This is a genomic window from Ruicaihuangia caeni (assembly GCF_029952955.1).
Classification (GTDB): Bacteria; Actinomycetota; Actinomycetes; order Actinomycetales; family Microbacteriaceae; genus Ruicaihuangia; species Ruicaihuangia caeni.
Window position 1 is genome coordinate 352130 of record NZ_JASATX010000001.1, and the last position, 21903, is coordinate 374032.

Here is a 21903-nt window from a genome sequence, read left to right on the forward strand (position 1 = left end):
GCCCCGAGATCCTTCCAGCCGCGGCATCCATCCGCCTCGCTCCTTCCCGCCCCACGAAAGGAACCACCGCATGGCAGTGACTCAGGAACAGGCCGACTGGTTCGCCGACGCCTTCGGCAAGCTCGTCGACAACGTCGACCAGGCGATCCTGGGCAAGCGTCACGTCATCGAACTCGTCGTGACGGCGCTGCTCAGCAGCGGCCACGTGCTGCTCGAGGACTTCCCCGGCACGGGCAAGACCGTGCTCGCCAAAGCACTCGCGCACACCATCGACGGCAGCAACTCGCGCATTCAGTTCACGCCCGACCTGCTGCCCTCCGACGTCACGGGCGTCACGGTGTACGACCAGGCGCAGGGTCGCTTCGAGTTCCACAAGGGCCCGATCTTCGCCTCGATCGTGCTCGCAGATGAGATCAACCGCGCGAGCCCCAAGACGCAGAGCGCGCTGCTCGAGGTGATGGAGGAGAGCGTCGTTACGATCGATGGCGTCGGGCATCCCGTCGGGAGCCCCTTCATGGTGATCGCGACGCAGAACCCGGTCGAGCAGGCGGGCACCTACTCCCTTCCGGAGGCCCAGCTCGACCGGTTCCTCATCAAGACCTCCCTCGGCTACCCCGACCACGACACCGCCGTGACACTGCTGCTCGACTCGTCCAATCGCGCACGCGCCGACAAGATCAGCCCGATCATCGCTGCGGAGTCGATCACCGCGATGGCGGCCCTCGCCAGCGACGTGCACGTCGACGGCTCGGTCGCCGGCTACCTCAACCAGATCGTGCACGGCACCCGCGAAGCCGACGATGTCGTGCTCGGCGTCAGCATGCGAGGCGCGCTCGCTCTCGCCAGGGCGACGAAGACGTGGGCGATCGCGCACGGGCGCACGTACGTCACGCCCGACGACGTGCGCGCCCTCGCGGCACCGGTGCTGGCACACCGAATGATCATCGATCCGGAGGCCGACTTCGCCGGGGTGAAGGCGGATGCCGTGATCGAGCGCATCCTCCTCGGCATCGAGCCGCCCGCGTACCGCGCCGCATGAGGAACGCGCTGGCCATCGCCCGGTACCTGACACGAGAGGGCTGGGCACGCGTCAAGCCCGCGCTCGAGGTCGTCAGTGCCGCGGGGTGGCTGGTGCTGTGCTGCGCACTCGTCGCGCTCACGCTCGCGGTCGTGTTCGGCTGGGCGGAGTTCGTCTTCATCGGCACCACGGCTGCGGCAGCGCTGCTCATGGCGGCGGCGTTCGTGTTCGGGCGCCACCGCTTCGAGGTGAGCATCGACCTGACCCCGCGGCGGGTCGTGGCGGGCGAGCGGGCGATGGGCCGGATCACTGTCGTCAACCGCGCCCAGAAACGGTCGTCGCCCACCCGCATGGAGCTGCCAGTGGGCAGCGGAGTCGCGGAGTTCATGATCCCCGGGCTCGACCCCGGGGCGGAGCACGAGGAGCTCTTCGCCGTGCCGACCCAGCGCCGCGCCGTCATCGATGCCGGGCCTGCGCTCTCGGTTCGAGGCGATCAGCTCGGACTGCTGCGGCGAACGCTGCGCTGGAGCGAGCCTGTCGAGCTCTTCGTGCATCCGCTCACGAGGCGGCTCTCGCCGAGCGCGGCCGGTCTCGTGCGCGATATCGAGGGAGAGGTCACCAAGAAGATCACCAACAGCGACATCTCGTTCCATGCGCTGCGGCCCTATGAGCCCGGCGACGATCTGCGGCACGTGCACTGGCGCACATCCGCGAGGAGCGGAACGCTCATGGTTCGGCAGTTCGAGGAGACCCGGCGCTCGCAACTCACCATCGTGCACCCGGCCGATCGTCGGTACTACCGCGATCAAGACGAGTACGAGTTGGCTGTCTCGGTGCTCGCGTCGCTCGGCTCGCAGGTGATCCGCGACGGTACGCAACTCTCGATCGTCAGCGAGGAGCGAGCACTCCGTACGCGCACCGTCACCGCCATGCTCGACGACTCCTGCCGCCTCGACCCGGTGGCCTCGCGGTTCGACAGCCCTCGCGAATTCGCCCGTGCCGCGACGCTGCGTCTGCCACCACCGAGCGTGGTGCTCATCGTGACGGGATCTGGTATGCCGCTGAGCGACTTCCGCGCCATCGAGCGGCTCTTCGGCAGCGACACCCAGACGCTCGGCTTCCGGGCCGCGCTCGATGACCCCTCGCGCATCATGTCGGTGGGAGGCCTCGCCGTGGTGTCGCTCAACACGCTCGATGACCTCTCCGGTCTTGCCAGGAGGGTCCGGTGATGGCGAATCGTCGTGGCCGCGGCCGGCGTGCGGCGCCCCGGCGCGAGAGCGATACGAACCTGCGGCGTGCATTCGCGAGCTCAGGAGCCGGTGCCGTCCGGCGCCGCGTGGTGAGTGGCCGGGGCGTGCTCGACCTGGCACTCGTCGTGGTGCTCAGCGTGATCGCGATCGCGGGCTTCGGTGCCGCCTTCGACGACGCGGGCTTCCTGCTCGCCGGGGTCGGAGGTCTCATCGTCGGCGTCGGCGCGGCGGTGCTCGGCACGCGTCTCGGTCTCGGCGCGCTCGCGACGGTGATCCTCGCGATCGCGGGGTACTTCGTGCTCGGCACGGCGTTCGCGGTACCGGAAGAGGGCGTCGACGCCGTCATTCCCACCTTGTCATCGATTGCCAGCCTCGCGATCGGTGCGGTCTTCGGTTGGGCCGATCTGCTCACCCTGCGAGCCCCTGTCGAGCTGCCCGACTACGTGACCGCCGTGCCGTATGCGGCGGCGTGGCTGGTCGGGCTCATCGGCGCGCTGCTCGTCGTGCGCTGGATGGAGCACCGCCGACGCACGGTCTGGACCCACGCGCTGCTGCTCGCCGGCCCTCTCTCGCTCTATGCGCTGAGCGTGCTGTTCGGCACCGAGCAGCCCGTGCTGGCGGCCGTGCGCGGCGTCGGCTTCACCGCCATCGCGCTCGGGTGGATCGCGTGGCACCGATTCCACTCCGCCGGCGCGGACATCGCGCTCCGCAGGGGGATGCTGCGCCGCAACCTCGCCAGCGCAACAGTGCTCGTCGTCGCGGCATCCGTCCTCGGACTCGGCGGCGGCATGCTCCTCACCCCGTCGGCCGATGACCGGTTCGTGCTCCGCGACGAGATCGTGCCGCCGTCCGAGCAATTGGACTTCCCGAGCCCGCTCGCCGGATTCCGCAAGTACACGAAGGACCTCACCGACACAGTGCTGTTCTCCGTGCGGGGCCTCGAACCGGGGCAGCGGATCCGGCTCGCCACCATGGACAGCTACGACGGCGTGCTCTGGAACGTGGCGGGCGTGCATGAGGCCCGCGATGGCTCGGGCAGCTTCACGATGGTGGGCACGACGTTCCCAGAGCCGCAGTTGCTCACGCCCGGCGCCGAAGCCCGGCTCGAGGTCACCGTCGCCGAGTACGGAGACGTATGGATCCCGGGCGTCGGCTATCCGAGCCAGGTGTCGCTCGACGGCGACGACTCACGAGCACGAGAGCACGGCCTGCGCTACAACGCCGCGACGGGCAGTGCGGTGCTGATCGACGGCCTCGCCGAGGGCGATGCGTACAGGCTCACCGCCCAGACGCAGCTCGTGCCGGCGACCGAGCAGCTGCTCGAGGTGCCCACCGCGAACGTCGAGTTGCCGCCGGTCAGCACCATTCCCGACATCGTCGTGGCGAAGGCCGGCGAGTTCGCCGGTGGGGCGACAACACCGATCGAGCAGTTGCGCGCGATCGAGCAGACGATGGCCACCACCGGCTTCCTCAGCCATGGCGCTGCCTCCGACTCTGCGCCCTCCCGTGCTGGCCACGGTGCCGACCGCATGGTGGAGCTGTTCGAGCGCTCGCAGATGGTGGGCGATGAGGAGCAGTACGCGTCGGCGTTCGCACTCATGGCGAGGAGTCTCGGCTACCCGGCGAGGGTGGTCATGGGCTTCGCGCCCGAGGTGGCGGAAGGCGCGGTATCCGTCGATGTCGTCGGCGACGATGTGACGGCCTGGGCCGAGGTCGCCTTCGAAGACGTCGGATGGCTGCCGTTCATGCCGACGCCCGAGCAGACCGACGTTCCTCAGGACGAAGTACCGCAACCGCAGTCAGAGCCCCAGCCGCAGGTGCGGCAGCCGCCGCGAAGCGAGAACGAGACCAAGGACCTGCTCACACCGGTCGACATCGACGACAGCGACACCGACGACGAAGACCCCTTCGGTGGCATCCCCGGCTGGGTCATCGTGGGCGGCCTCTCGATCGTGGCGGTGCTGATCATCGTGCTGGTGCCGATGCTCATCGTGACGGCGCTGAAGTCTCGGCGCCTTCGACGCCGCCGCGGCGCGGCAGCCGCTGACGCGTCGATCGCCGGCGCCTGGGAGGAACTGCTCGATCGCTACAGCGAACTCGGCTTCGATGTGCCCACGCGCGTGACGCGCACCATGGCCGCGGCGTCGCTCGAGCAGCAGGTGGGCGAGCACGCGACGGGCCGGGTGCTCGGTATCGCCGCGCTCGCCGACGACGCCGTGTTCTCGGGGCGAGAGGTGCCCGACGCCGAGCGCGAGAGCGTGTGGAACGAGGCGCACGGCGCGGTCGAGCTCGCTCGCCGCGCGGTGTCGCGCGGTCGCCGGATCCTCAGCCGCTACCGGCTGAGCTCGGTGCGGCGATGGGCTGGCACCGTTGTCGACCGGGCACGCGTCGACGCTCGGGATCGGGGCCACGGGAATCGAGCCCACTGGGGTCGACCCGACGGAGGCGTGGACAATGGGGACCGACTCGACGGAAGGAGCACTCCGGATGCCGGATGACAAGCGCTACCTGATCTCCGTGCCGCCAGGGCTCATCCCGCAGGCCGAGCCCGACGTCAACTCCGGCACCCGCAAGCTGCCCCAGCCCCAGAAACCGTCGGGGCCACCGCCGGAGCAGGCACCGTCAACGCCGGGGGCCGGACCGCGCGGGCCCGTCATATCGCTCGGCCCCGGCTCGCCGCTTCCCTCCGCACCTCCGCGGAGCGCGCCGGTCTCCGAGCCGGCCGCGCCGATCCCCGCGGCCGGACCCGCAGCCGAGCCCGCAGCCGAACGCGCGGTCACACCGGCAGTCGAGCCGACAGCGGTCGACGAGGGGGAGCGCTCGACCCTGAGCGCGACCGAGACCGCGCCGGTGGCGGTGCGCCGCTGGGTGCTCGCCTTGGGCGATGGCACTCGGCATCCGGTCGACCCTGCAGTGGTCGTGGGCCGCAACCCCGATCCACAGGGTCTCGGGAGCGCAGCCGGTGCTGGCGCGCTCCCACTCGCGATCGTAGACCCCGAGCGCAGCGTCTCGAAGACGCACGCGCTGTTCCAGGTTCGCGACGGTGTGCTCACGGTTCTCGATCTCGACTCGACGAACGGCGTCGTCGTCAGCGCTGACGGGCGCGACCAGCCGGTGGTGCCGGGGCAGCCCGAAGTGGTGCCGGATGCCGCCGTCGTATCGCTCGGCCGATTCGAGTTGAGGGTCGTATCGGCGTGACCGGTACCCGCGGGTGGTATTCTGAGCAGATGTTCCTCGGTCGCCTTCTCCTCGGTTGCCGCGACGAGTCCTGATCTCTGGCCTCCCTCGTCGCGGGGTTCCGTGCTGGCCGATCACCGTGCCGCTTCCGGCACAGTGCCCTACAACGGCACACTGACGAAGGAAACACTCAACTGATGAATGCATCGGCACAGCGCCCTCGCACGCTCGCGGAGAAAGTCTGGGACGACCACGTCGTCGTGCGCGGCGAGAACGGCAATCCCGACCTGATCTACATCGACCTGCACCTGGTGCACGAGGTCACGAGCCCGCAGGCGTTCGACGGGCTGCGGCAGGCGGGCCGGCCGCTGCGCCGCGTCGACCTGACGATCGCGACCGAAGACCACAACACGCCGACCCTCGCCATCGACCGGCCCATCGCCGACCCGACGAGCCGCCTGCAGATCGAGACGCTCCGCCAGAACGCCGAGGAGTTCGGCGTGCGCATCCACTCGCTGGGTGACAAGGAGCAGGGCATCGTGCACGTCGTCGGCCCGCAGTTGGGCCTGACGATGCCCGGCATCACGGTGGTCTGCGGTGACAGCCACACGTCGACGCACGGCGCCTTCGGTGCCATGGCATTCGGCATCGGCACCAGTGAGGTCGAGCACGTCATGGCGACCCAGACGCTGCCGCTGAAGCCCTTCAAGACCATGGCGATCAACGTCGAGGGCCAGTTGCGGCCGGGTGTCACTGCGAAGGACATCATTCTCGCGGTGATCGCGAAGATCGGCACCGGCGGCGGCCAGGGCTACGTGCTCGAGTACCGCGGCAGCGCCATCCGTGCGCTCTCCATGGAGGGCCGGATGACGATCTGCAACATGTCGATCGAGGCCGGTGCGCGAGCGGGCATGGTCGCGCCCGACGAGACGACGTTCGAGTACCTGAAGGGCCGTCCGCACGCGCCGCAGGGTGCCGATTGGGATGACGCCGTCGCCTATTGGCGCACGCTGCCCACCGAGGAGGGCGCGGAGTTCGACGCCGAGGTGTTCATCGACGCCAACGAGCTCGAGCCGTTCGTCACCTGGGGCACCAACCCGGGCCAGGGCGTGTCGCTGAGCGACACCGTGCCGTCGCCGGAGTCGTTCGACGACCCCAACGAGCGCGCCGCAGCCGAGCGAGCGCTCGAGTACATGGACCTCGAGGCCGGCACGCCGTTGAAGGACGTCGCGGTCGATGCGGTTTTCATGGGGTCGTGCACCAACAGCCGCATCGAAGACCTGCGCGCGTTCGCTTCGATCATCAAGGGTCGCAAGAAGGCCGACGGAGTGCGCGTCATGGTCGTTCCCGGCTCGGCGCGCGTGCGCCTCGAGGCGGAGGCCGAGGGGCTCGACAAGATCATCACCGAGTTCGGGGCCGAGTGGCGTTTCGCCGGCTGCTCCATGTGCTTGGGCATGAACCCCGACCAGCTCGCCCCGGGCGAGCGCTGCGCCTCGACCTCGAACCGCAACTTCGAGGGGCGTCAGGGCAAGGGCGGGCGCACGCACCTGGTGTCGCCCCTGGTCGCGGCGGCGACCGCTGTGCGTGGCACCCTGTCGAGCCCGTGGGATCTCGAGCACGACACCGAACTCGCGGTTGCGCACACGGGCGCACAAACGGGCGCACAAGCGGAGGGCAGCAACTGATGGAGAAGTTCACGACCGTCACTGGCATCGGCGTGCCGCTGCGCCGCTCGAACGTCGACACCGACCAGATCATCCCGGCTGTCTACCTGAAGCGCGTCACCAAGACCGGGTTCGAAGACGCGCTCTTCGCCGGCTGGCGGCAGGACCCCGACTTCATCCTCAACCGGGAGCCCTACTCCCGCGGCACGGTGCTCATCGCCGGACCCGACTTCGGCACCGGCTCGAGCCGAGAGCACGCCGTGTGGGCGCTGCGCGACTACGGGTTCAAGGTCGTGCTGAGCCCGCGGTTCGCCGACATCTTCCGGGGCAACTCGGGCAAGCAGGGCCTGCTCACTGGCGTGATCAGCGAGGAGACCGCCGAGACGCTGTGGCAGTTGGTCGAGGCCGAGCCCACGCGCGAGGTCACCGTCGATCTGGAGCAGAAGACGGTTCGCTGCGGCGATTTCCAGGCCGGGTTCGAGATCGATGATTACACTCGCTGGAGACTGCTCGAGGGCCTCGACGACATCGCGCTCACCCTGCGCGACGAGGCCGCCATCACAGCCTTCGAAGCCCGTCGCGAGAGTTGGCGGCCCAAGACATTGCCGGTGAAATATTGAATTCGCTCCTCACAGACGCCCAGAAGGCGGGAGAACGCGTCGGTCTCAAGTCCGACAAGATCGTCATCAACGGTGGCAAACCGCTGCGTGGGCGCGTGCAGGTGCGCGGCGCCAAGAACCTCGTGACGAAGGCGATGGTCGCATCGCTGCTCGGTGACACTCCCAGCCTGCTCAAAGACGTGCCCGACATCAGCGATGTCCAGGTCGTCAAGGGGCTCCTCGAGGTGCACGGAGTGCGCGTCACGCAGCCGAACCCAGGCGAGCTGCTGCTCGACCCCAGCAATGTGCAGAGCGCGCACTTCGCCGAGATCGACGCGCACGCCGGCTCCAGCCGCATCCCGATCCTGTTCTGCGGTCCTCTGCTGCATCAGCTCGGTGAGGCGTTCATCCCAGATCTGGGCGGATGCCGCATCGGCGACCGGCCGATCGACTTCCACCTCGACGCGTTGCGCGCCTTCGGGGCGATCGTCGACAAGCAGCCGAACGGCATCCACCTCAAGGCGCCCAACGGGCTCCACGGTGCGAACATCGAGCTGCCCTACCCGAGCGTCGGGGCGACCGAGCAGGTGCTGTTGAGCGCTGTGCTCGCCGAGGGCGTCACCGAACTCAAGAACGCGGCGATCGAGCCGGAGATCACCGATCTGATCATGGTGCTGCAGAAGATGGGTGCCATCATCTCGGTCGAGCCGAACCGCGTCATCTTCATCGAGGGTGTCGATTCGCTGCGCGGCTACGAGCACCGGGCGATCTTCGATCGCAACGAAGCAGCCTCCTGGGCCAGCGCAGCGCTGGCGACCGAGGGCGACATCTACGTCGAGGGCGCGAAGCAGGAGGAACTCATGACGTTCCTCAACATCTTCCGCAAGGTCGGCGGCGCCTTCGACGTTCACGAGGACGGCATCCGCTTCTACCACCCGGGCGGACCGCTGAAGCCGGTGGTCATCGAGACCGATGTGCATCCGGGCTTCATGACCGACTGGCAACAGCCGCTCGTGGTCGCGCTCACCAAGGCCGAGGGCGTGTCGGTCGTGCACGAGACCGTGTACGAGAACCGGTTCGGGTTCACAGAGGCGCTCAACAAGATGGGCGCCGACATCGTCGTGCACAAGGACGGGCTGGCGAACGTCACCCGCCGAGTGCCGCGCCGGCCGCTCGAGCAGGCTGCTGTGGTCACGGGACCGACGCCGCTGCACGGCGCCGATGTGCATGTGCCCGACCTTCGAGGCGGATTCAGCCACCTCATCGCGGCGCTGACCGCGGAGGGCCGTTCGACGATCAGCAACGTCGGCATCATCAGCCGTGGGTACGAGCACTTCATCGAGAAGCTCGAGCAGTTGGGCGCCGACTTCTCGGCCGAAGGATAAAATCCTCAGGTGTCATCGCACCCCAAGCCCCGGTCCGAGCGCGGGTGGATCTGGAACCTGCTCGCAACGCTGATCCTTCCGGTGATGGGGCTGCTGGCGCGCTTCAGCTTCATCGACGGACACAAGCTGCCGAAGCAGGGCGCGTTCGTGCTCTCGCCCAATCACTACTCCGAGATCGACCCCATCATCATGGGCATCGCGGTGTGGAAGCTCGGCCGCGTGCCGCGCTTCATGGCCAAGGCGTCGCTCTGGAAGGTGCCGGTGCTCGGCTGGCTCCTCACCAAGTCGGGCCAGATCCCCGTGCAGCGTGCCGGCTCGACGCGCGAGAACGACCCGATGGCGGCGGCGCGCACGCTCGTCGAGAACGACCTCGCCGTGATCATCTACCCCGAAGGCAGCCTCACACGCGAGCCCGACCTGTGGCCCATGCGGGGCAAGACCGGAGCGGTGCGCATGGCGCTGCAGGCCGGCATCCCGCTGATCCCAGCTGCGCACTGGGGAACCCAGGCGATCCTTCCTCGCTATGGCAAGCGCGTGAGCATCTGGCCGCCGCGCAAGCCGGTCTCGGTGATCATCGGCGACCCAGTGGACCTCTCGAAGTACGAGGGCCGTCCGCTCGACGCTCAGGTGCTCAACGAGGCCACTGCAGACCTGATGGCTGCCATCGCTGAACTGCTCGGGCGGTTGCGCGGCGAGACTCCGCCGGCCGAGCTGTGGGACCCCAGCAAGAACAACCAATCGGAGACCGGACGATTTTGAGTGAGCGCGCACCCGCCCCCGGGCCACTGAACACCGAGGCGCTTCGCACGCTCGCGGTCGCCGGTCAACGGCGTCGGCTCGCAGTGCTCGGAGCCGGCAGCTGGGGCACCACCTTCGCGAAGGTGCTCGCCGAGGGCGGCAATGACGTGGTGCTCTGGGCGCGGCGGCCCGAGCTCGCGCGCGAGATCAGTGAGACGAAGCGCAACTCCGACTACCTGCGCGGGATCAACCTGCCCATCAGCCTCGTCGCCGACAGCTCCGTGGAGCGAGTGCTCGACGGCGCCGAGCAGGTGTACCTCTCGGTGCCCAGCCAGAGCCTGCGCGAGGTGCTCGCCCAGGTGCGCGACCTGATCCCCGCTGACGTGCCGGTCGTGAGCCTGATGAAGGGCGTCGAGAAGGGCACCGCGCTTCGGATGAGCGAGGTGATCTGCCAGGAGCTCGGACTCGACTCGGGGCGCATCGCCGTGGCATCCGGCCCGAACCTCGCGCTCGAGATCGCGAAGCGTCAGCCGACCGCCGCCGTGGTCGCGAGCGAAAGCGCTCAGACCGCAGCGGAGGTCGCGTCGGCGGCCACCAACCCCTATTTCCGCTGCTTCGTGAACAGCGACGTCATCGGCACCGAGTTCGGCGGAGTGCTCAAGAACCTCATCGCCGTCGCGATCGGCATCGTCGACGGCGTCGGCTACGGCGAGAACACCAAGGCCTCGATCATCACGCGCGGGCTCGCCGAGATGACCGAGTTCGCCGTCGCCTTCGGAGGGCGGCCCGAGACGCTCGCGGGGCTCGCCGGCCTCGGAGACCTCATCGCGACCTGCGGCTCGCCGCTCTCGCGCAACAACACGGCCGGTCGGCTGCTCGGGCAGGGATACGCGCTCGCCGATGTGGTGCGCCAGATGAACCAGGTGGCCGAGGGGCTCGCCTCAGTGGCACCCGTGCTCGAGCTCGCGGAGGCGAAGGGCGTGACGATGCCCATCGTGTCGCAGGTGCAGCAGGTGCTCTCGGGTACGCTCGCACCTCGCGACCTCGCACCGCATCTCACCGACACCGACGAACCACAGGGGGAATGATCCGTGGCGGAGCACATCGAGCCGACGGCTGACAGCGGCGAATCGGCCGGATCGGAACACCCCGGTTCGGAAGCGACCCGTTCGCGACTGACCGTTGCACTGCTCTTCGGCGGGCGATCCTCCGAGCACTCGATCAGCTGCGCGACGGCGAGCGGCGTGCTCGGCGCCATCGACCGCGAGCGCTATGACGTGATCCCGGTCGGCATCACGCGCGATGGCGCCTTCACACTGCAGCCGGATGACCCGGCCCGCTTCGCGCTCAGCAGCGACCTGCCCGAGGTCATCGACAACGGCACGCGGGTGCGGCTCCCCGACTCGGCTGCGTCATCGGAGTGGACGGTGACGGATGCCGCCGGCGCCACCACATCGCTCGGCACCGTCGACGTGGCCTTCCCCATCCTGCACGGCCCCTTCGGCGAAGACGGCACCGTGCAGGGCATGCTCGAGCTCTTCGGCATCCCGTACGTCGGCGCCGGCGTGCTGGCATCGGCTGCGGGCATGGACAAGCACTTCACGAAGAGCCTCTTGCAGCACGCCGGCATCCCAGTGGCCGATTGGGTCACGATCACGGCGGGCGAGCGCGAGTCCCGTCGACCAGGGCTCGTCGAGGAGCTGGAGCCGCTCGGCTGGCCGCTGTTCGTCAAGCCCGCGCGAGCCGGCTCGAGCGTCGGCGTCACGCGGGTCGCCGCTCCTGAGGGGCTCGACGCTGCGCTCGACGCCGCGTTCGCCGAGGATTCCCGCGTGCTGGTCGAGCGGGCCCTCGTCGGCCGCGAAGTGGAGTGCGCGGTGCTCGCCGGTCGCAACGGCGGTGCGCCGAGGGTCTCCGTCGCGGGCGAGATCGTCGTTACCGGTCGCGACTTCTACGACTTCGAGGCCAAGTACCTCGACGCGCCAGGCATCGAGCTGGTGTGCCCGGCGGTGCTGTCCGACGCCGAGCTGGCAGAGATGCGCCGGGTCGCCGCCGCCGCGTTCGACGCGATCGGGGGAGCGGGCCTTGCGCGCGTCGACTTCTTCCTCACTGACGACGGCTTCGTCGTCAACGAGGTGAACACCATGCCGGGCTTCACCCCCATCTCGATGTTCCCCAAGTGCTGGATCGCCTCGGGAGTCTCGTACCCGGAGCTGATCGACGAACTGATCACGCTCGGCCTCGAGACCGCGCGGTAGCCCAGCCCGCACGACGCCGGCCTTCGGCGTCCGGCTCGCGCTCGCCGCTCGGCTTCCGGCCGCTCGGAGTGGGGCCCGTCGGCATCAACCGTTTGGCATCCGCCCCCCGCCTGTCTGCGCCACCTGCAGACATCTGCGCCACGTCTCCCTGGCGCGCTTGTCCGTGAGTGGCGCAGACGCGGATGCGGGCTAAGGCCTACTGTTCGTTCAGCGCGTCGACGCGCGAGAGACAGCTGCGCTCCTGCGGCACGGTCGACACCGAGTTCGCGAGGTCCTCGAGCACCGCGCGGCCCGATACGGTCGCGCCGTTGATAGCGACGGTGATCGCAGGGTCGCGGCCGTAGGTCGTGAAGTAGGTGAGGGGCTCCTCGGTGGCGTCGCGCAGCCAGTCGATGCCTCGCACCTCCACGCAGTCCATCTCCGACGGCGCGGGCACGGGAACGCCGCAGCTCAGGAAGACGGATGCCGGGTCGCCCCATGCCGCGGTTGCCTGCGCGTTCGTCTCCCGCTGCTCGAGGTCGCCCGCGAACTCCGGCAGCCGCACGATCACACCCGCGCATGCCGGGTTGTTCGAATCGGCGGCGGGCTCCATCACGACCGTGGCGGCGCATCCGGTCAGCAGCACGGTCGCTGCGACCACGGATGCCGCAGCAGCAGCCCGGGTGAGCGAGCGCCACGGCGCGGGGGTCATGGCGGCTCGGGCTCGCGGCATCCGGGACTGCGAACGGAGGTGCAGTGCAGTCATCACTGCCAGGCTACCGTGGTGCGGGTGAGTGAATCTGACACCCTCGGAGCGATCGGCGAGGTCGCCACGCTGTCACGCGTCCTCCCTCGGCTGACGCCCGCTGCCGCGGCGGAACTGGGTCCGGGCGACGATTGCGCCGTCGTGGCAGCTCCGGACGGCCGCTTCGTCGTGACGAGCGACATGATGGTGCACGGACCCGATTTCCGGCTCGCCTGGTCGACCCCGTTCGACCTCGGGTGGAAGGCCGCCGCCACCAACCTCTCGGACGTCGCGGCGATGGGTGCCACGCCCACGGCGCTCACCGTGTCGATCGCCGCGCCTCGCGGGCTGGAGGTCTCGGTGCTCGAGGGCATCGCTGATGGGCTCGCCGCAGCCTGCGACGCACTCGCCCCCGGCTGCGGAGTCGTCGGCGGCGACCTCTCGGTCAGCGAGGTGTTGACCATCGCGGTGACCGCGCTCGGCGACCTCGGCGGGCTCTCGCCGGTGCTGCGATCAGGAGCGCGCGTGGGCGATGTCGTCGCGGTCTCGGGTGTGCTCGGCGAAGCGGGACGAGGGCTTGCGGTGCTCTTCGCAGAGGGCGTCGATGCTTACGGAATGCCCGACGCGGATGCCGCGGCCTCCGCGCGGGAACGGCATCCCGAGTCCGTCGCGGCACAGCTGCGCCCCGAGCCGCCGATCGCAGACGGCCGGCTCGCGGCACTCGCGGGTGCTCACGCGATGATCGACCTCAGCGATGGGCTCGCGATCGACGCGCGCCGCGTCGCGGCGGCGAGCGGCATCGCGATCGACCTCGACTCGGTGGCGCTCGGAGCCGACCCGTTGCTCGCGCTCGAGGGCGGGGAGGCCCACAGCCTGCTCGCGACGTTCGCTGCCGGCACAGCGCTGCCGGGTGGTTTCAGAGCCATCGGCCGGGTGGTCGCCGGCGCCGGTCTGCTGCTCGACGGTGCACCATGGCAGCGACCCTCGGGCTGGGATCCGTACCGGGGTTGGGACGGAGCGCGAGGATGATCGATCGCGAAGGCAAGAGCGACGGCAAGAGCGACGGCACGAGCAGAGAATCGAAGGTGATCGCATGAGCGGCAAGGACCTCTTCCACGCGATCGGCGACGCGCGCCGCCGTGCGCTGCTCGAGCTGCTGGGCGAGCGGCCCCGAACCGTGGGCGAACTCGCCGCGGAGCTCGGCATCGCGCAGCCCTCGGTGAGTCAGCACATCACCCTGCTGCGCGAGCTCGACCTCGTGTCGACGAGCCGCAGAGGCACCGCCACCGTCGTCGAACTCACCGCCGCACCGCTGCGCGATGTGGCCGCGTGGTGCCTCGACCTCGCCGACCGGCGCTCCTGAGCGCCTCCCGCATCCACGAGGCCGCAACCCGGAACCCGACGGGCAGCAGCGCGGTCAGTCTCCGGATGTCGGCGTGAGCCAGTACAGCGCGGTGTCGCCGTAGTCCTTGCGGCGCTCGAGTTCGAGACCCTCGGGGAGCATCGGCTGCGGGGCCTTGGACGATCGCTCGAGCACCACGATCGAGTCGTCGCCGAGCCGGGGGACCAGCGCTTCGAGCAAGTGCTCGAGTTCGAGGTTTCCGAGGTCGTAGGGCGGGTCGATGAGCACCACATCGAACTGCTCGGCCGCGCCGGCGACGAAGGTGCGTGCGGGGGAGCCGCTCACGGTGATGCGGGGCGCGCGGCCTCGGGGCGCGGCATCCGCCACCACTGCCGCATTCCGCCGGCAGATCGCGGCCGCCGCACGGGCGCGTTCGACCAGCGTGATGCTCACTGCGCCCCTCGAGGCGGCCTCGAGTCCGAGCGCGCCCGATCCGGCGAAGAGGTCGAGCACGTTCGCGCCCTGCAACGCGCCGCGCGCATCGAGCGCGCTGAAGATCGCCTCGCGCACCCGATCGCTGGTCGGTCTCGTGCCGGCCGGGGGAACCGCCAGCGTGAGTGAGCCGGCGAAGCCCGCGATGATGCGCGTCATGCGTTCGAGGGTAGTGCCGCGGCCGCGCCGTCCCTGCACTGTCAGCGCTCGCAGGTAGCGTTGCAGCGTGCCTTCTCCGCTCGACGCCAAGCTCTCGAACACGCTCGGCGGTCGCACCGCGGGCGCGTTCGAGCGCGCGCTGGGCCTTCGCACGGTGGGCGACCTGCTGCACCACTTCCCGCGGCGGTACGCCCGGCGGGGCGAGCTCACCGCGCTCGACGAGCTCGAGGTGGGCGCAAGCGTCACGATCGTCGCCGAGGTGCTGCGCACGAGCGAGCGCCGCATGCAGCAGCGACGCGGGTCGATCCTCGAGGTCGCCATCAGTGATGGCCGCGGCATTCTGACGCTCACCTTCTTCAACCAGGCCTGGCGCAAGAACGAACTGGTGCCCGGTGCGCGCGGCATCTTCGCCGGCAAGGTGGGGGAGTATCGGGGCACGCGCCAGCTGGCGCACCCCGACTACGAGCTCTTCGAACGCGACCCCGACGGCCGCGTCGGGGCGAGCTCCCCAGCAGAGGCGGATGCCGCCTCGCCCGACGCAGCGCGCTGGGCGATGCAGCCGATTCCCATCTACCCGGCCACGTCCACTGTCGCCTCCTGGCAGTTGCAGCGCGCGATCGGCGTGGTGCTCGACACGCTGCCACCGCTCGACGATCCGGTGCCTGCAAGCATCCGCCGTCGGGAGCAGCTGATGGACTACGCGAAGGCTCTCGACGCTGTGCACCGTCCCGAGCGCGACGAAGACCATCGGCGAGCGCGCGACGCGCTGCGCTATCAGGAGGCGTTCGTGCTGCAGACGGCACTGCTGCGCGAGCGGGCGAAGCGGCGCGAGCACGCCGCCGCAGTGCGCACGCCGGGTCGGCGCTCGGCCGAGTTCCACGCGCACCTGCCGTTCGAGCTCACCGACGACCAGCAGCGGGTCGGCGCCGAGATCGAGGCAGACCTCGCTTCAGGCGTACCGATGAACCGTCTCGTGCAGGGCGAGGTGGGCTCGGGCAAGACGCTCGTCGCGCTCCGAGCGATGCTCGCGGTCGCCGACTCCGGCGGCCAGGCCGCGCTGCTCGCACCGACAGAGGTGCTCGCCGCCCAGCATCTGCGCTCGATCGTCGCCTCGCTCGGCCCCGACCTCGCGGCGGCGCTGCGACCCACGCTCCTCACCGGTGGGCTCAGCACCGCTGAGCGGCGCAAGGCACTGCTCGCAGCGGCAGCCGGTTCATCGAGCATCATCGTCGGCACGCACGCGCTGCTCAGCGACAATGTGACCTTCGCCGATCTCGGACTGGTCGTCGTCGACGAGCAGCACCGGTTCGGCGTGGATCAGCGTGAGGCGCTGCGGCTCAAAGGATCACAAGCGCCCCATGTGCTGGTCCTGACCGCCACTCCCATCCCGCGAACCGTTGCGATGACGGTCTTCGGCGATCTCGACGTGTCGACCATCACGCAGCTCCCCGCAGGGCGCACACCGATCACGTCGCATGTCGTGCCGCTCGCCGAGCGACCCGGCTGGCTCACGCGAGCATGGGAGCGCATCGGTGAGGAGCTCGACCAGGGGCGCCAGGCGTTCGTCGTCTGCCCGGCGATCGAGCCGGGCGCCCTCGACGATACGGGTGACGAGGTCGTCGACGATGACCGCGCCGAGGTCAGCGAAGGAGACAGCGCCCAGACCGAGGCCGCTGCGGCGCGCATCGCCAACGTGCTCGAGGTCACGCAGTTGCTGCGCGAAGGGCCAGCGCTGCACGGCCGCCGCATCGAAGCCCTGCACGGGCGGCTCTCCAGCGATGACAAAGACCGCATCATGCGAGAGTTCGCCCGTGGCGCGATCGATGTGCTCGTGGCCACGACGGTCGTCGAAGTGGGCGTCGACGTGCCGAACGCGTCGACCATGGTCATCCTCGACGCCGACCGCTTCGGGGTGTCGCAACTTCACCAGCTTCGGGGGAGAGTGGGGCGAGGCGGCGTCCCCGGCCTCTGCCTCTTCGTGACGCGCGCGCCCCTCGGCACCGTCGCCAGAGAGCGGGTGGATGCGGTGGCCTCGACGCTCGACGGGTTCGAGCTCGCGCAGATCGACCTCGAACTCCGTCGCGAGGGCGACGTGCTCGGCAGCGAGCAATCCGGAGGACGCTCGAGTCTCAAGCTGCTGCGTGTTGTGCACGACGGCGAGCTGATCGGCGAGGCGCGGGCCGCGGCCGAGAGCGTGCTGGCCGACGACCCCGAACTCGACGCGCACCCCGCGCTGCGTGGAGCCCTCCAGCGGCGCCTCGACGAGACCGCACAGACGTTCCTCGCGAAGAACTGAGTCGCAACGACTGCATCGCCGTCGCGATCGCCGTCGCGGTGTTGCGCCCGGCTGCGCCCCCGAGAGTCATCACTACGGCACCATCACTAGGCTTGAGGCATGAGCAGGATCGCCGTCGTCCCCGGGTCGTTCGACCCGATCACCCTCGGCCATCTCGACGTCATCGACCGGGCGTCTCGCATCTTCGACGAGGTGCACGTGCTCGTCGTGCACAACCCCGACAAGTCGGCCCTGCTGCCGATCGCGCAGCGCGTCACCCTCATCGACCGCGCCATTCGCGAGGCCGGCATCCCCGATCACGTGCTCGTCACCAGCTGGAGCATGGGGCTGCTCGTCGACTACTGCGTCGACGTGGGGGCGAGCGTGCTGGTGAAGGGCATCCGCTCGCAGATCGATGTCGCCTATGAGACTCCGATGGCCATCGTGAACCGCAACCTCGCCGAGGTGGAGACGGTGTTCCTGCTGCCCGACCCCTCCCACGCACATGTGTCGAGCTCGCTCGTGCGCCAGGTGGCGGGACTCGGCGGCGACATCTCGCCGTATGTGCCGGCCGCGGTCGCCGACTACCTTCAGAACCAACGTGGCGACTGAGTCGCGGGTCTCCTCATCGGGAGATCTCGGCCGCTGCGCCATCGGCTACGCGGCGATGCTCGAGCAGTTCCCGCCCGCGGAAGCGGTCGAGCTCGGCGCGTTCGCCGAGCAGCACGGCTTCTCCGGTGTCATGGCGGCCGATCACTTCCAGCCCTGGCTCCCCGCGCAGGGGCAGAGCCCGTTCGTGTGGAACGTGCTCACGGCTCTCGCCGAGCGCACCACCGGAGACATCGGGCCCGGCGTCACCGCGCCGACCTACCGCGTGCACCCCGCCGTCGTGGCGCAGGCCAGTGCGACGCTCGCGTCGATGTACCCGGGGCGGCACTGGTTGGGCATCGGCTCGGGGGAAGCGATCAACGAGCACATCGTCGGGCAGTACTGGCCCGAGGCGCACGAGCGCATCGGTCGCATGTTCGAGGCCGTCGACATCATCAAGAAGCTCTTCGCCTCCGGCATCCAGCACAAAGACGTCAAGCACCAGGGCCAGTACTACAAGCTCGAGACGACCCGGTTGTGGACCATGCCCGAGACGCCGCCGGAGATCTTCATCGCCACCTCGGGCCCGGTGACCGCTCGTCGGGCCGGTCGCGTGGCCGACGGGCTCATCACCGTTGAGGCTCCTCGCGAGCGCATCGAGCATCTGTTCGCACGCTTCGCAGCCGGCGCGCGCGAGGGCGGACGTCGAGCCGAGGCCATGCCGAAGGTGCTGCAACTGCACCTTTCCTGGGCCGAGACCGACGAGGAGGCCATGCGCAACGCGCTCGCCGAGTGGCCCATGGCGGCGATGCCCTTCGCGAAGAGCGACATCCGCTCGCCCTATGAGTTCGAGCAGCTCGCTCGAATGGTGCGGCCCGAGGACTTCAACGGACGGATGCTGGTCTCCAGCGACCCTGACCGGCACCGCGCGCACATCCAGCGGTTCATCGACCTCGGGTTCGACCGCATCTACCTGCACAACGTCGGCCGCAACCAGCGCGAGTGGATCACCCGCTTCGGCCGGGATGTGCTGCCGCAGCTTCAGCGATGAGGAGCCGCAACCCATGATCAGCATCTTCGCGCTGGAGGGCATCCCCGAGATCGCCCCGGGCGACGACCTCGCGGCGATCATCGCGGGCGCCGCCGCCGGCGCGCTCATCGACGGCGACATCCTCGTGGTCACGTCGAAGATCGTCTCGAAGGCGGAAGGGCGCATTGTGCGCGCGCCCGACCGCGAGCAGGCCATCACCGAGCAGACGGTGCGCCTGGTCGCGAGCAAACCGCACGCGCACGGCACCGGAGTCACCCGCATCGTCGAGAACCCGCAGGGGCTCGTGCTCGCAGCAGCGGGGGTCGACGCCAGCAACACTCCCGAAGGAACCGTGCTGCTCCTGCCCGAAGACCCCGACGCCTCAGCCCGGGCGATCGCCGCAGGGCTGCGAGAGCGCACCGGCAAACGCGTCGGCGTGATCATCAGTGACACGCTCGGCCGCCCCTGGCGGCTCGGGCAGATCGACCTCGCGATCGGGGCCGCCGGCGTGCACGTGTTCGACGATCTGCGCGGCAGGACCGACAGCGCCGGCCGCACGCTCGAGGTGACCATCACCGCGACCGCCGATGAACTCGCTGCAGCCACAGATCTCGTGAAGGGCAAGACTTCCGGCCGCCCAGTGGCGGTCGTGCGAGGACTCCCCGAAGTCGTGACCGAGCTCGACGCGCCCGGTGCCCGTTCGATCGTGCGCTCCTCGGCAGATGACCTCTTCAGCCTCGGCACGCGCGAGGCGTTCGAGGCCGGCGTCGCCGAAGGGCTGCGACGCGCCGGAGTCACTCCATGACTTGCCGAGAGGATGCCTGCAAGTCTGGCGTTACCGCTTTGTGACGGGCAGACTCGGCATGTGAGCAGTCTGCCGGCATCCTTCGGCACCGTGCCCGATGATGCGTACCCGATGAGCGACTTCCAACAGGTCAGCGATTCCATCGTGCGCGCCGTTGAGACGGTGATCGGCGGCAAGCGCGAAGCCATCGAGATCGCCCTGACCGTGCTGCTGTCGGAGGGCCACCTGCTGGTGGAGGACGTGCCGGGCGTCGGCAAGACGATGCTCGCGCGAGCCTTGGCGCGAAGCGTCGACTGCTCCGTCTCGCGCATTCAGTTCACACCCGATCTGCTGCCGAGCGACATCACCGGCGTCTCGGTCTACGACCAGTCGCGCCGCGAGTTCGAGTTCCGACCGGGGCCGGTGTTCGCGAACTTCGTGATCGGCGATGAGATCAACCGGGCCAGTCCGAAGACCCAGAGCGCCCTGCTCGAGAGCATGGAGGAGCGGCAGGTCACCGTCGACGGCCACACCTATCCTCTGGCGACGCCTTTCACGGTCATCGCCACGCAGAATCCAGTCGAGATGGAGGGCACCTACGCCCTTCCCGAGGCGCAGCGCGACCGGTTCATGGCGCGGATCTCGATCGGCTATCCAGATGCCGCGGCTGAGGCGGCGCTGCTCCGCAGCCGCGACGTCGATGACCCGATCGAGAGCCTGGAGGCGGTGGTCGGCATCGAAGAGCTTCGATCGCTCATCGCCACAGCTCGAGGGGTCTTCGTGAGTTCCTCGGTCGAGCAGTACCTGGTCGCGATCGCACAGGCGACACGGTCAGACCCCGAGCTCCGGCTCGGCGCAAGCCCGCGAGCCTCGCTGCAGTTGGCCCGCGCGGCCAAGACTCGAGCGGCGCGCGATGGCCGCGACTTCGTGCTGCCCGACGACATCGACGCCCTCGTGCCCGTGGTCTTCGCTCATCGCGTGCTGGCCGCCGGTCGTACCGCCAACGCCTCGGTGACGGCGGTCGAGCCGATCCTCGCCCGGATCGTCGCAGAGACACCGGTGCCGACCGGACTGCGCTGACCGCTCATGCCCCAGCGCTCGCGTCGCCTGAGATCGGTGCGGCCGACTGCGCGCGGGTGGGGCGTGCTGGCCTGCGTGCTCGCCAGCGCGTGGGGCGGAGTGGTGACCGCCCGCTCTGAACTGTTCTTTCTCGCCGCGTTCGCCGCCCTGCTGCTGGTCGCGGCACTCCTCGCGGTGATGGGCCGGCAGGCGCCGTTCACGGTGCGCCGGCGGGTCGAGCCCGCGATGCCGGCGGTGGGCGAGACGGCATCCGTCGCGCTCCACGTGCAGAACGTCGCGACCTCGACCTCCGCGCCCATCGTCGTGCGCGATGTCGCGCCCGCGGCACTCGATGAGGAACCTCCGCCTTCGCTGCCGCTGCCCTCGCTGCCGCCTGGAGGCGCGGCGACGCTGCGCTACCAGTTCACACCGGGCGCGCGCGGACGCACAGCGCTCGGCCCGCTCGAGACCGCCTGGCGCGATCCCTTCGCGCTGCTCACCGCGAGCTCGCCCGTGGGAGTCGAAGAGGAACTCCTGGTGGTGCCGGCCATCGAGCCGCTGACAGACGCGGGACTCTGGCCCGCCGAGGGCGATGGGTCTTCGCGGCCGGTGCAGCGGAGAACATCGGTATCGGATGACGACCTGACCACGCGTGAGTACCGGCAGGGCGACCCGCTGCGTCGCGTTCACTGGAGGGCCTCGGCCAGACAGGGCGAGCTCATGGTGCGGCAGGAGGAGCAGCATTCCGTTCCCGAGGCGCGGATCGTGGTCGACACCCTGCGCGAGGGATGGCCAGGCGTCCACCGCCATGGTGCTGATACGAGCCCCGAGTTCGAGGCCGCGCTCTCGCTCGTCGCCTCGCTCGGAGTGCACCTCGCCGACGCCGGCTACCACGTGCAATTGCTCGAAACCGGCCGGGCTCAGCTGAGACCGCCGGGATCGCGGCCGACCGGGGTGCGCGACGCCGCGTTCCTTTCGAGCCTCGCGCTCGCCGCACCGGTCGTCGAACGGTCAGCGCGGGTGGCCGATGTCGAACCTGCCGCCGTCGCGCGAGGACCGGTGTTCGCGGTGCTGTCGGCGCCGGCGTCCGACGCGCTCGAATGGATCGCCTCCAACGAGACGGCGCTCGACGTCGCGATCGCGTTCGTGTTCGTGGGTGACGAGCCCCACACGCAACCGGAGAGCACTGAGGTGCTCGCCGCGCAGGGGTGGCGCTGCGTCGAGGTGGACGCCGGCGAGGGAGCGGCCGACGCCTGGCAGGCTGCGATCGACGACGTCGGGAACGCGTATGGCTACGTCTGATCTTGCGCCCGCCCCAGAGCGGCAGCGCCCCCCGAAGCGGGAGGCGGGGCCGCCCGGAAGGC

At 69.6% G+C, this 21903-nt stretch carries 20 protein-coding genes; 18 read left to right on the plus strand and 2 right to left on the minus strand.

What is annotated here, in order from left to right:
- Positions 1-70 precede the first annotated feature (70 nt).
- The 10 genes from QF206_RS01550 to QF206_RS01595 all read left to right on the plus strand — a co-directional run bounded on the left by QF206_RS01550 (position 71) and on the right by QF206_RS01595 (position 12086).
- Complete coding sequence (locus tag QF206_RS01550) at positions 71-1039, plus strand: AAA family ATPase (RefSeq protein ID WP_281487442.1); 969 nt, start codon at positions 71-73, stop codon at positions 1037-1039.
- Entirely contained in the window at positions 1036-2247 is a 1212-nt protein-coding gene (locus tag QF206_RS01555; protein WP_281487443.1) for a DUF58 domain-containing protein, read from the plus strand. Before QF206_RS01550 ends, QF206_RS01555 begins: the two co-directional genes overlap by 4 nt.
- Positions 2247-4766, plus strand: coding sequence for a transglutaminase TgpA family protein (locus QF206_RS01560; protein ID WP_281487444.1), 2520 nt, complete (start codon positions 2247-2249; stop codon positions 4764-4766). The genes QF206_RS01555 and QF206_RS01560 overlap by 1 nt, the downstream gene beginning before the upstream one ends.
- Positions 4756-5466, plus strand: a complete 711-nt coding sequence (locus QF206_RS01565; RefSeq protein WP_281487445.1) for an FHA domain-containing protein — start codon at positions 4756-4758, stop codon at positions 5464-5466. The genes QF206_RS01560 and QF206_RS01565 overlap by 11 nt, the downstream gene beginning before the upstream one ends.
- A gap of 176 nt (positions 5467-5642) precedes the next feature.
- Entirely contained in the window at positions 5643-7130 is a 1488-nt protein-coding gene (gene leuC / locus QF206_RS01570) for a 3-isopropylmalate dehydratase large subunit (RefSeq protein ID WP_281487446.1), read from the plus strand.
- Positions 7130-7729, plus strand: coding sequence for a 3-isopropylmalate dehydratase small subunit (gene leuD, locus QF206_RS01575; protein ID WP_281487447.1), 600 nt, complete (start codon positions 7130-7132; stop codon positions 7727-7729). The genes leuC and leuD overlap by 1 nt, the downstream gene beginning before the upstream one ends.
- Positions 7726-9093 (plus strand): UDP-N-acetylglucosamine 1-carboxyvinyltransferase, encoded by a 1368-nt coding sequence (gene murA, locus QF206_RS01580; RefSeq protein ID WP_281487448.1) that lies wholly within the window; start codon positions 7726-7728, stop codon positions 9091-9093. Before leuD ends, murA begins: the two co-directional genes overlap by 4 nt.
- A gap of 9 nt (positions 9094-9102) precedes the next feature.
- Positions 9103-9852, plus strand: coding sequence for a lysophospholipid acyltransferase family protein (locus QF206_RS01585; RefSeq protein ID WP_340309580.1), 750 nt, complete (start codon positions 9103-9105; stop codon positions 9850-9852).
- Positions 9853-9878: 26 nt separating this feature from the next.
- Positions 9879-10919, plus strand: coding sequence for an NAD(P)H-dependent glycerol-3-phosphate dehydrogenase (locus tag QF206_RS01590; RefSeq protein ID WP_281488100.1), 1041 nt, complete (start codon positions 9879-9881; stop codon positions 10917-10919).
- A 99-nt stretch (positions 10920-11018) separates the two neighbouring features.
- Positions 11019-12086, plus strand: coding sequence for a D-alanine--D-alanine ligase family protein (locus tag QF206_RS01595; RefSeq protein ID WP_281488101.1), 1068 nt, complete (start codon positions 11019-11021; stop codon positions 12084-12086).
- A gap of 196 nt (positions 12087-12282) precedes the next feature.
- Here QF206_RS01595 and QF206_RS01600 read toward each other — a convergent pair whose 3' ends face one another.
- Entirely contained in the window at positions 12283-12831 is a 549-nt protein-coding gene (locus QF206_RS01600) for a DUF3515 family protein (protein ID WP_281487449.1), read from the minus strand.
- Between the two features lie 18 nt (positions 12832-12849).
- Here QF206_RS01600 and thiL point away from each other — a divergent pair, with 18 nt between their 5' ends.
- Together thiL and QF206_RS01610 are read left to right on the plus strand one after the other, a co-directional pair.
- A complete protein-coding gene (gene thiL / locus QF206_RS01605) occupies positions 12850-13839 on the plus strand; it encodes a thiamine-phosphate kinase (protein WP_281487450.1) in 990 nt (329 codons plus the stop codon).
- Between the two features lie 64 nt (positions 13840-13903).
- Positions 13904-14173: an ArsR/SmtB family transcription factor gene (locus QF206_RS01610; RefSeq protein ID WP_281487451.1), complete on the plus strand. Its 270-nt coding sequence runs from the start codon at positions 13904-13906 to the stop codon at positions 14171-14173.
- 54 nt (positions 14174-14227) lie between these two features.
- Here the strand turns inward: QF206_RS01610 and rsmD are convergent, their stop codons facing one another.
- Positions 14228-14803, minus strand: coding sequence for a 16S rRNA (guanine(966)-N(2))-methyltransferase RsmD (gene rsmD, locus QF206_RS01615; protein ID WP_281487452.1), 576 nt, complete (start codon positions 14801-14803; stop codon positions 14228-14230).
- Between the two features lie 67 nt (positions 14804-14870).
- Here rsmD and QF206_RS01620 point away from each other — a divergent pair, with 67 nt between their 5' ends.
- The 6 genes from QF206_RS01620 (at position 14871) to QF206_RS01645 (ending at position 21841) form a co-directional block, all read left to right on the plus strand.
- Positions 14871-17099, plus strand: a complete 2229-nt coding sequence (locus QF206_RS01620; RefSeq protein WP_281487453.1) for an ATP-dependent DNA helicase RecG — start codon at positions 14871-14873, stop codon at positions 17097-17099.
- 99 nt (positions 17100-17198) lie between these two features.
- Complete coding sequence (gene coaD, locus QF206_RS01625; protein ID WP_281487454.1) at positions 17199-17690, plus strand: pantetheine-phosphate adenylyltransferase; 492 nt, start codon at positions 17199-17201, stop codon at positions 17688-17690.
- Positions 17680-18717, plus strand: a complete 1038-nt coding sequence (locus QF206_RS01630; RefSeq protein WP_281487455.1) for a TIGR03557 family F420-dependent LLM class oxidoreductase — start codon at positions 17680-17682, stop codon at positions 18715-18717. Before coaD ends, QF206_RS01630 begins: the two co-directional genes overlap by 11 nt.
- A 13-nt stretch (positions 18718-18730) precedes the next feature.
- Positions 18731-19501 carry a coenzyme F420-0:L-glutamate ligase gene (locus QF206_RS01635; protein WP_281487456.1) on the plus strand — a complete coding sequence of 257 codons (771 nt, stop codon included), beginning with the start codon at positions 18731-18733 and terminating at the stop codon, positions 19499-19501.
- Positions 19502-19612: 111 nt separating this feature from the next.
- On the plus strand, positions 19613-20560 hold the full coding sequence (locus QF206_RS01640; protein WP_281488102.1) for an AAA family ATPase: 948 nt from the start codon (positions 19613-19615) through the stop codon (positions 20558-20560).
- Between the two features lie 36 nt (positions 20561-20596).
- A complete protein-coding gene (locus QF206_RS01645) occupies positions 20597-21841 on the plus strand; it encodes a DUF58 domain-containing protein (protein WP_281487457.1) in 1245 nt (414 codons plus the stop codon).
- Positions 21842-21903: the final 62 nt, after the last annotated feature.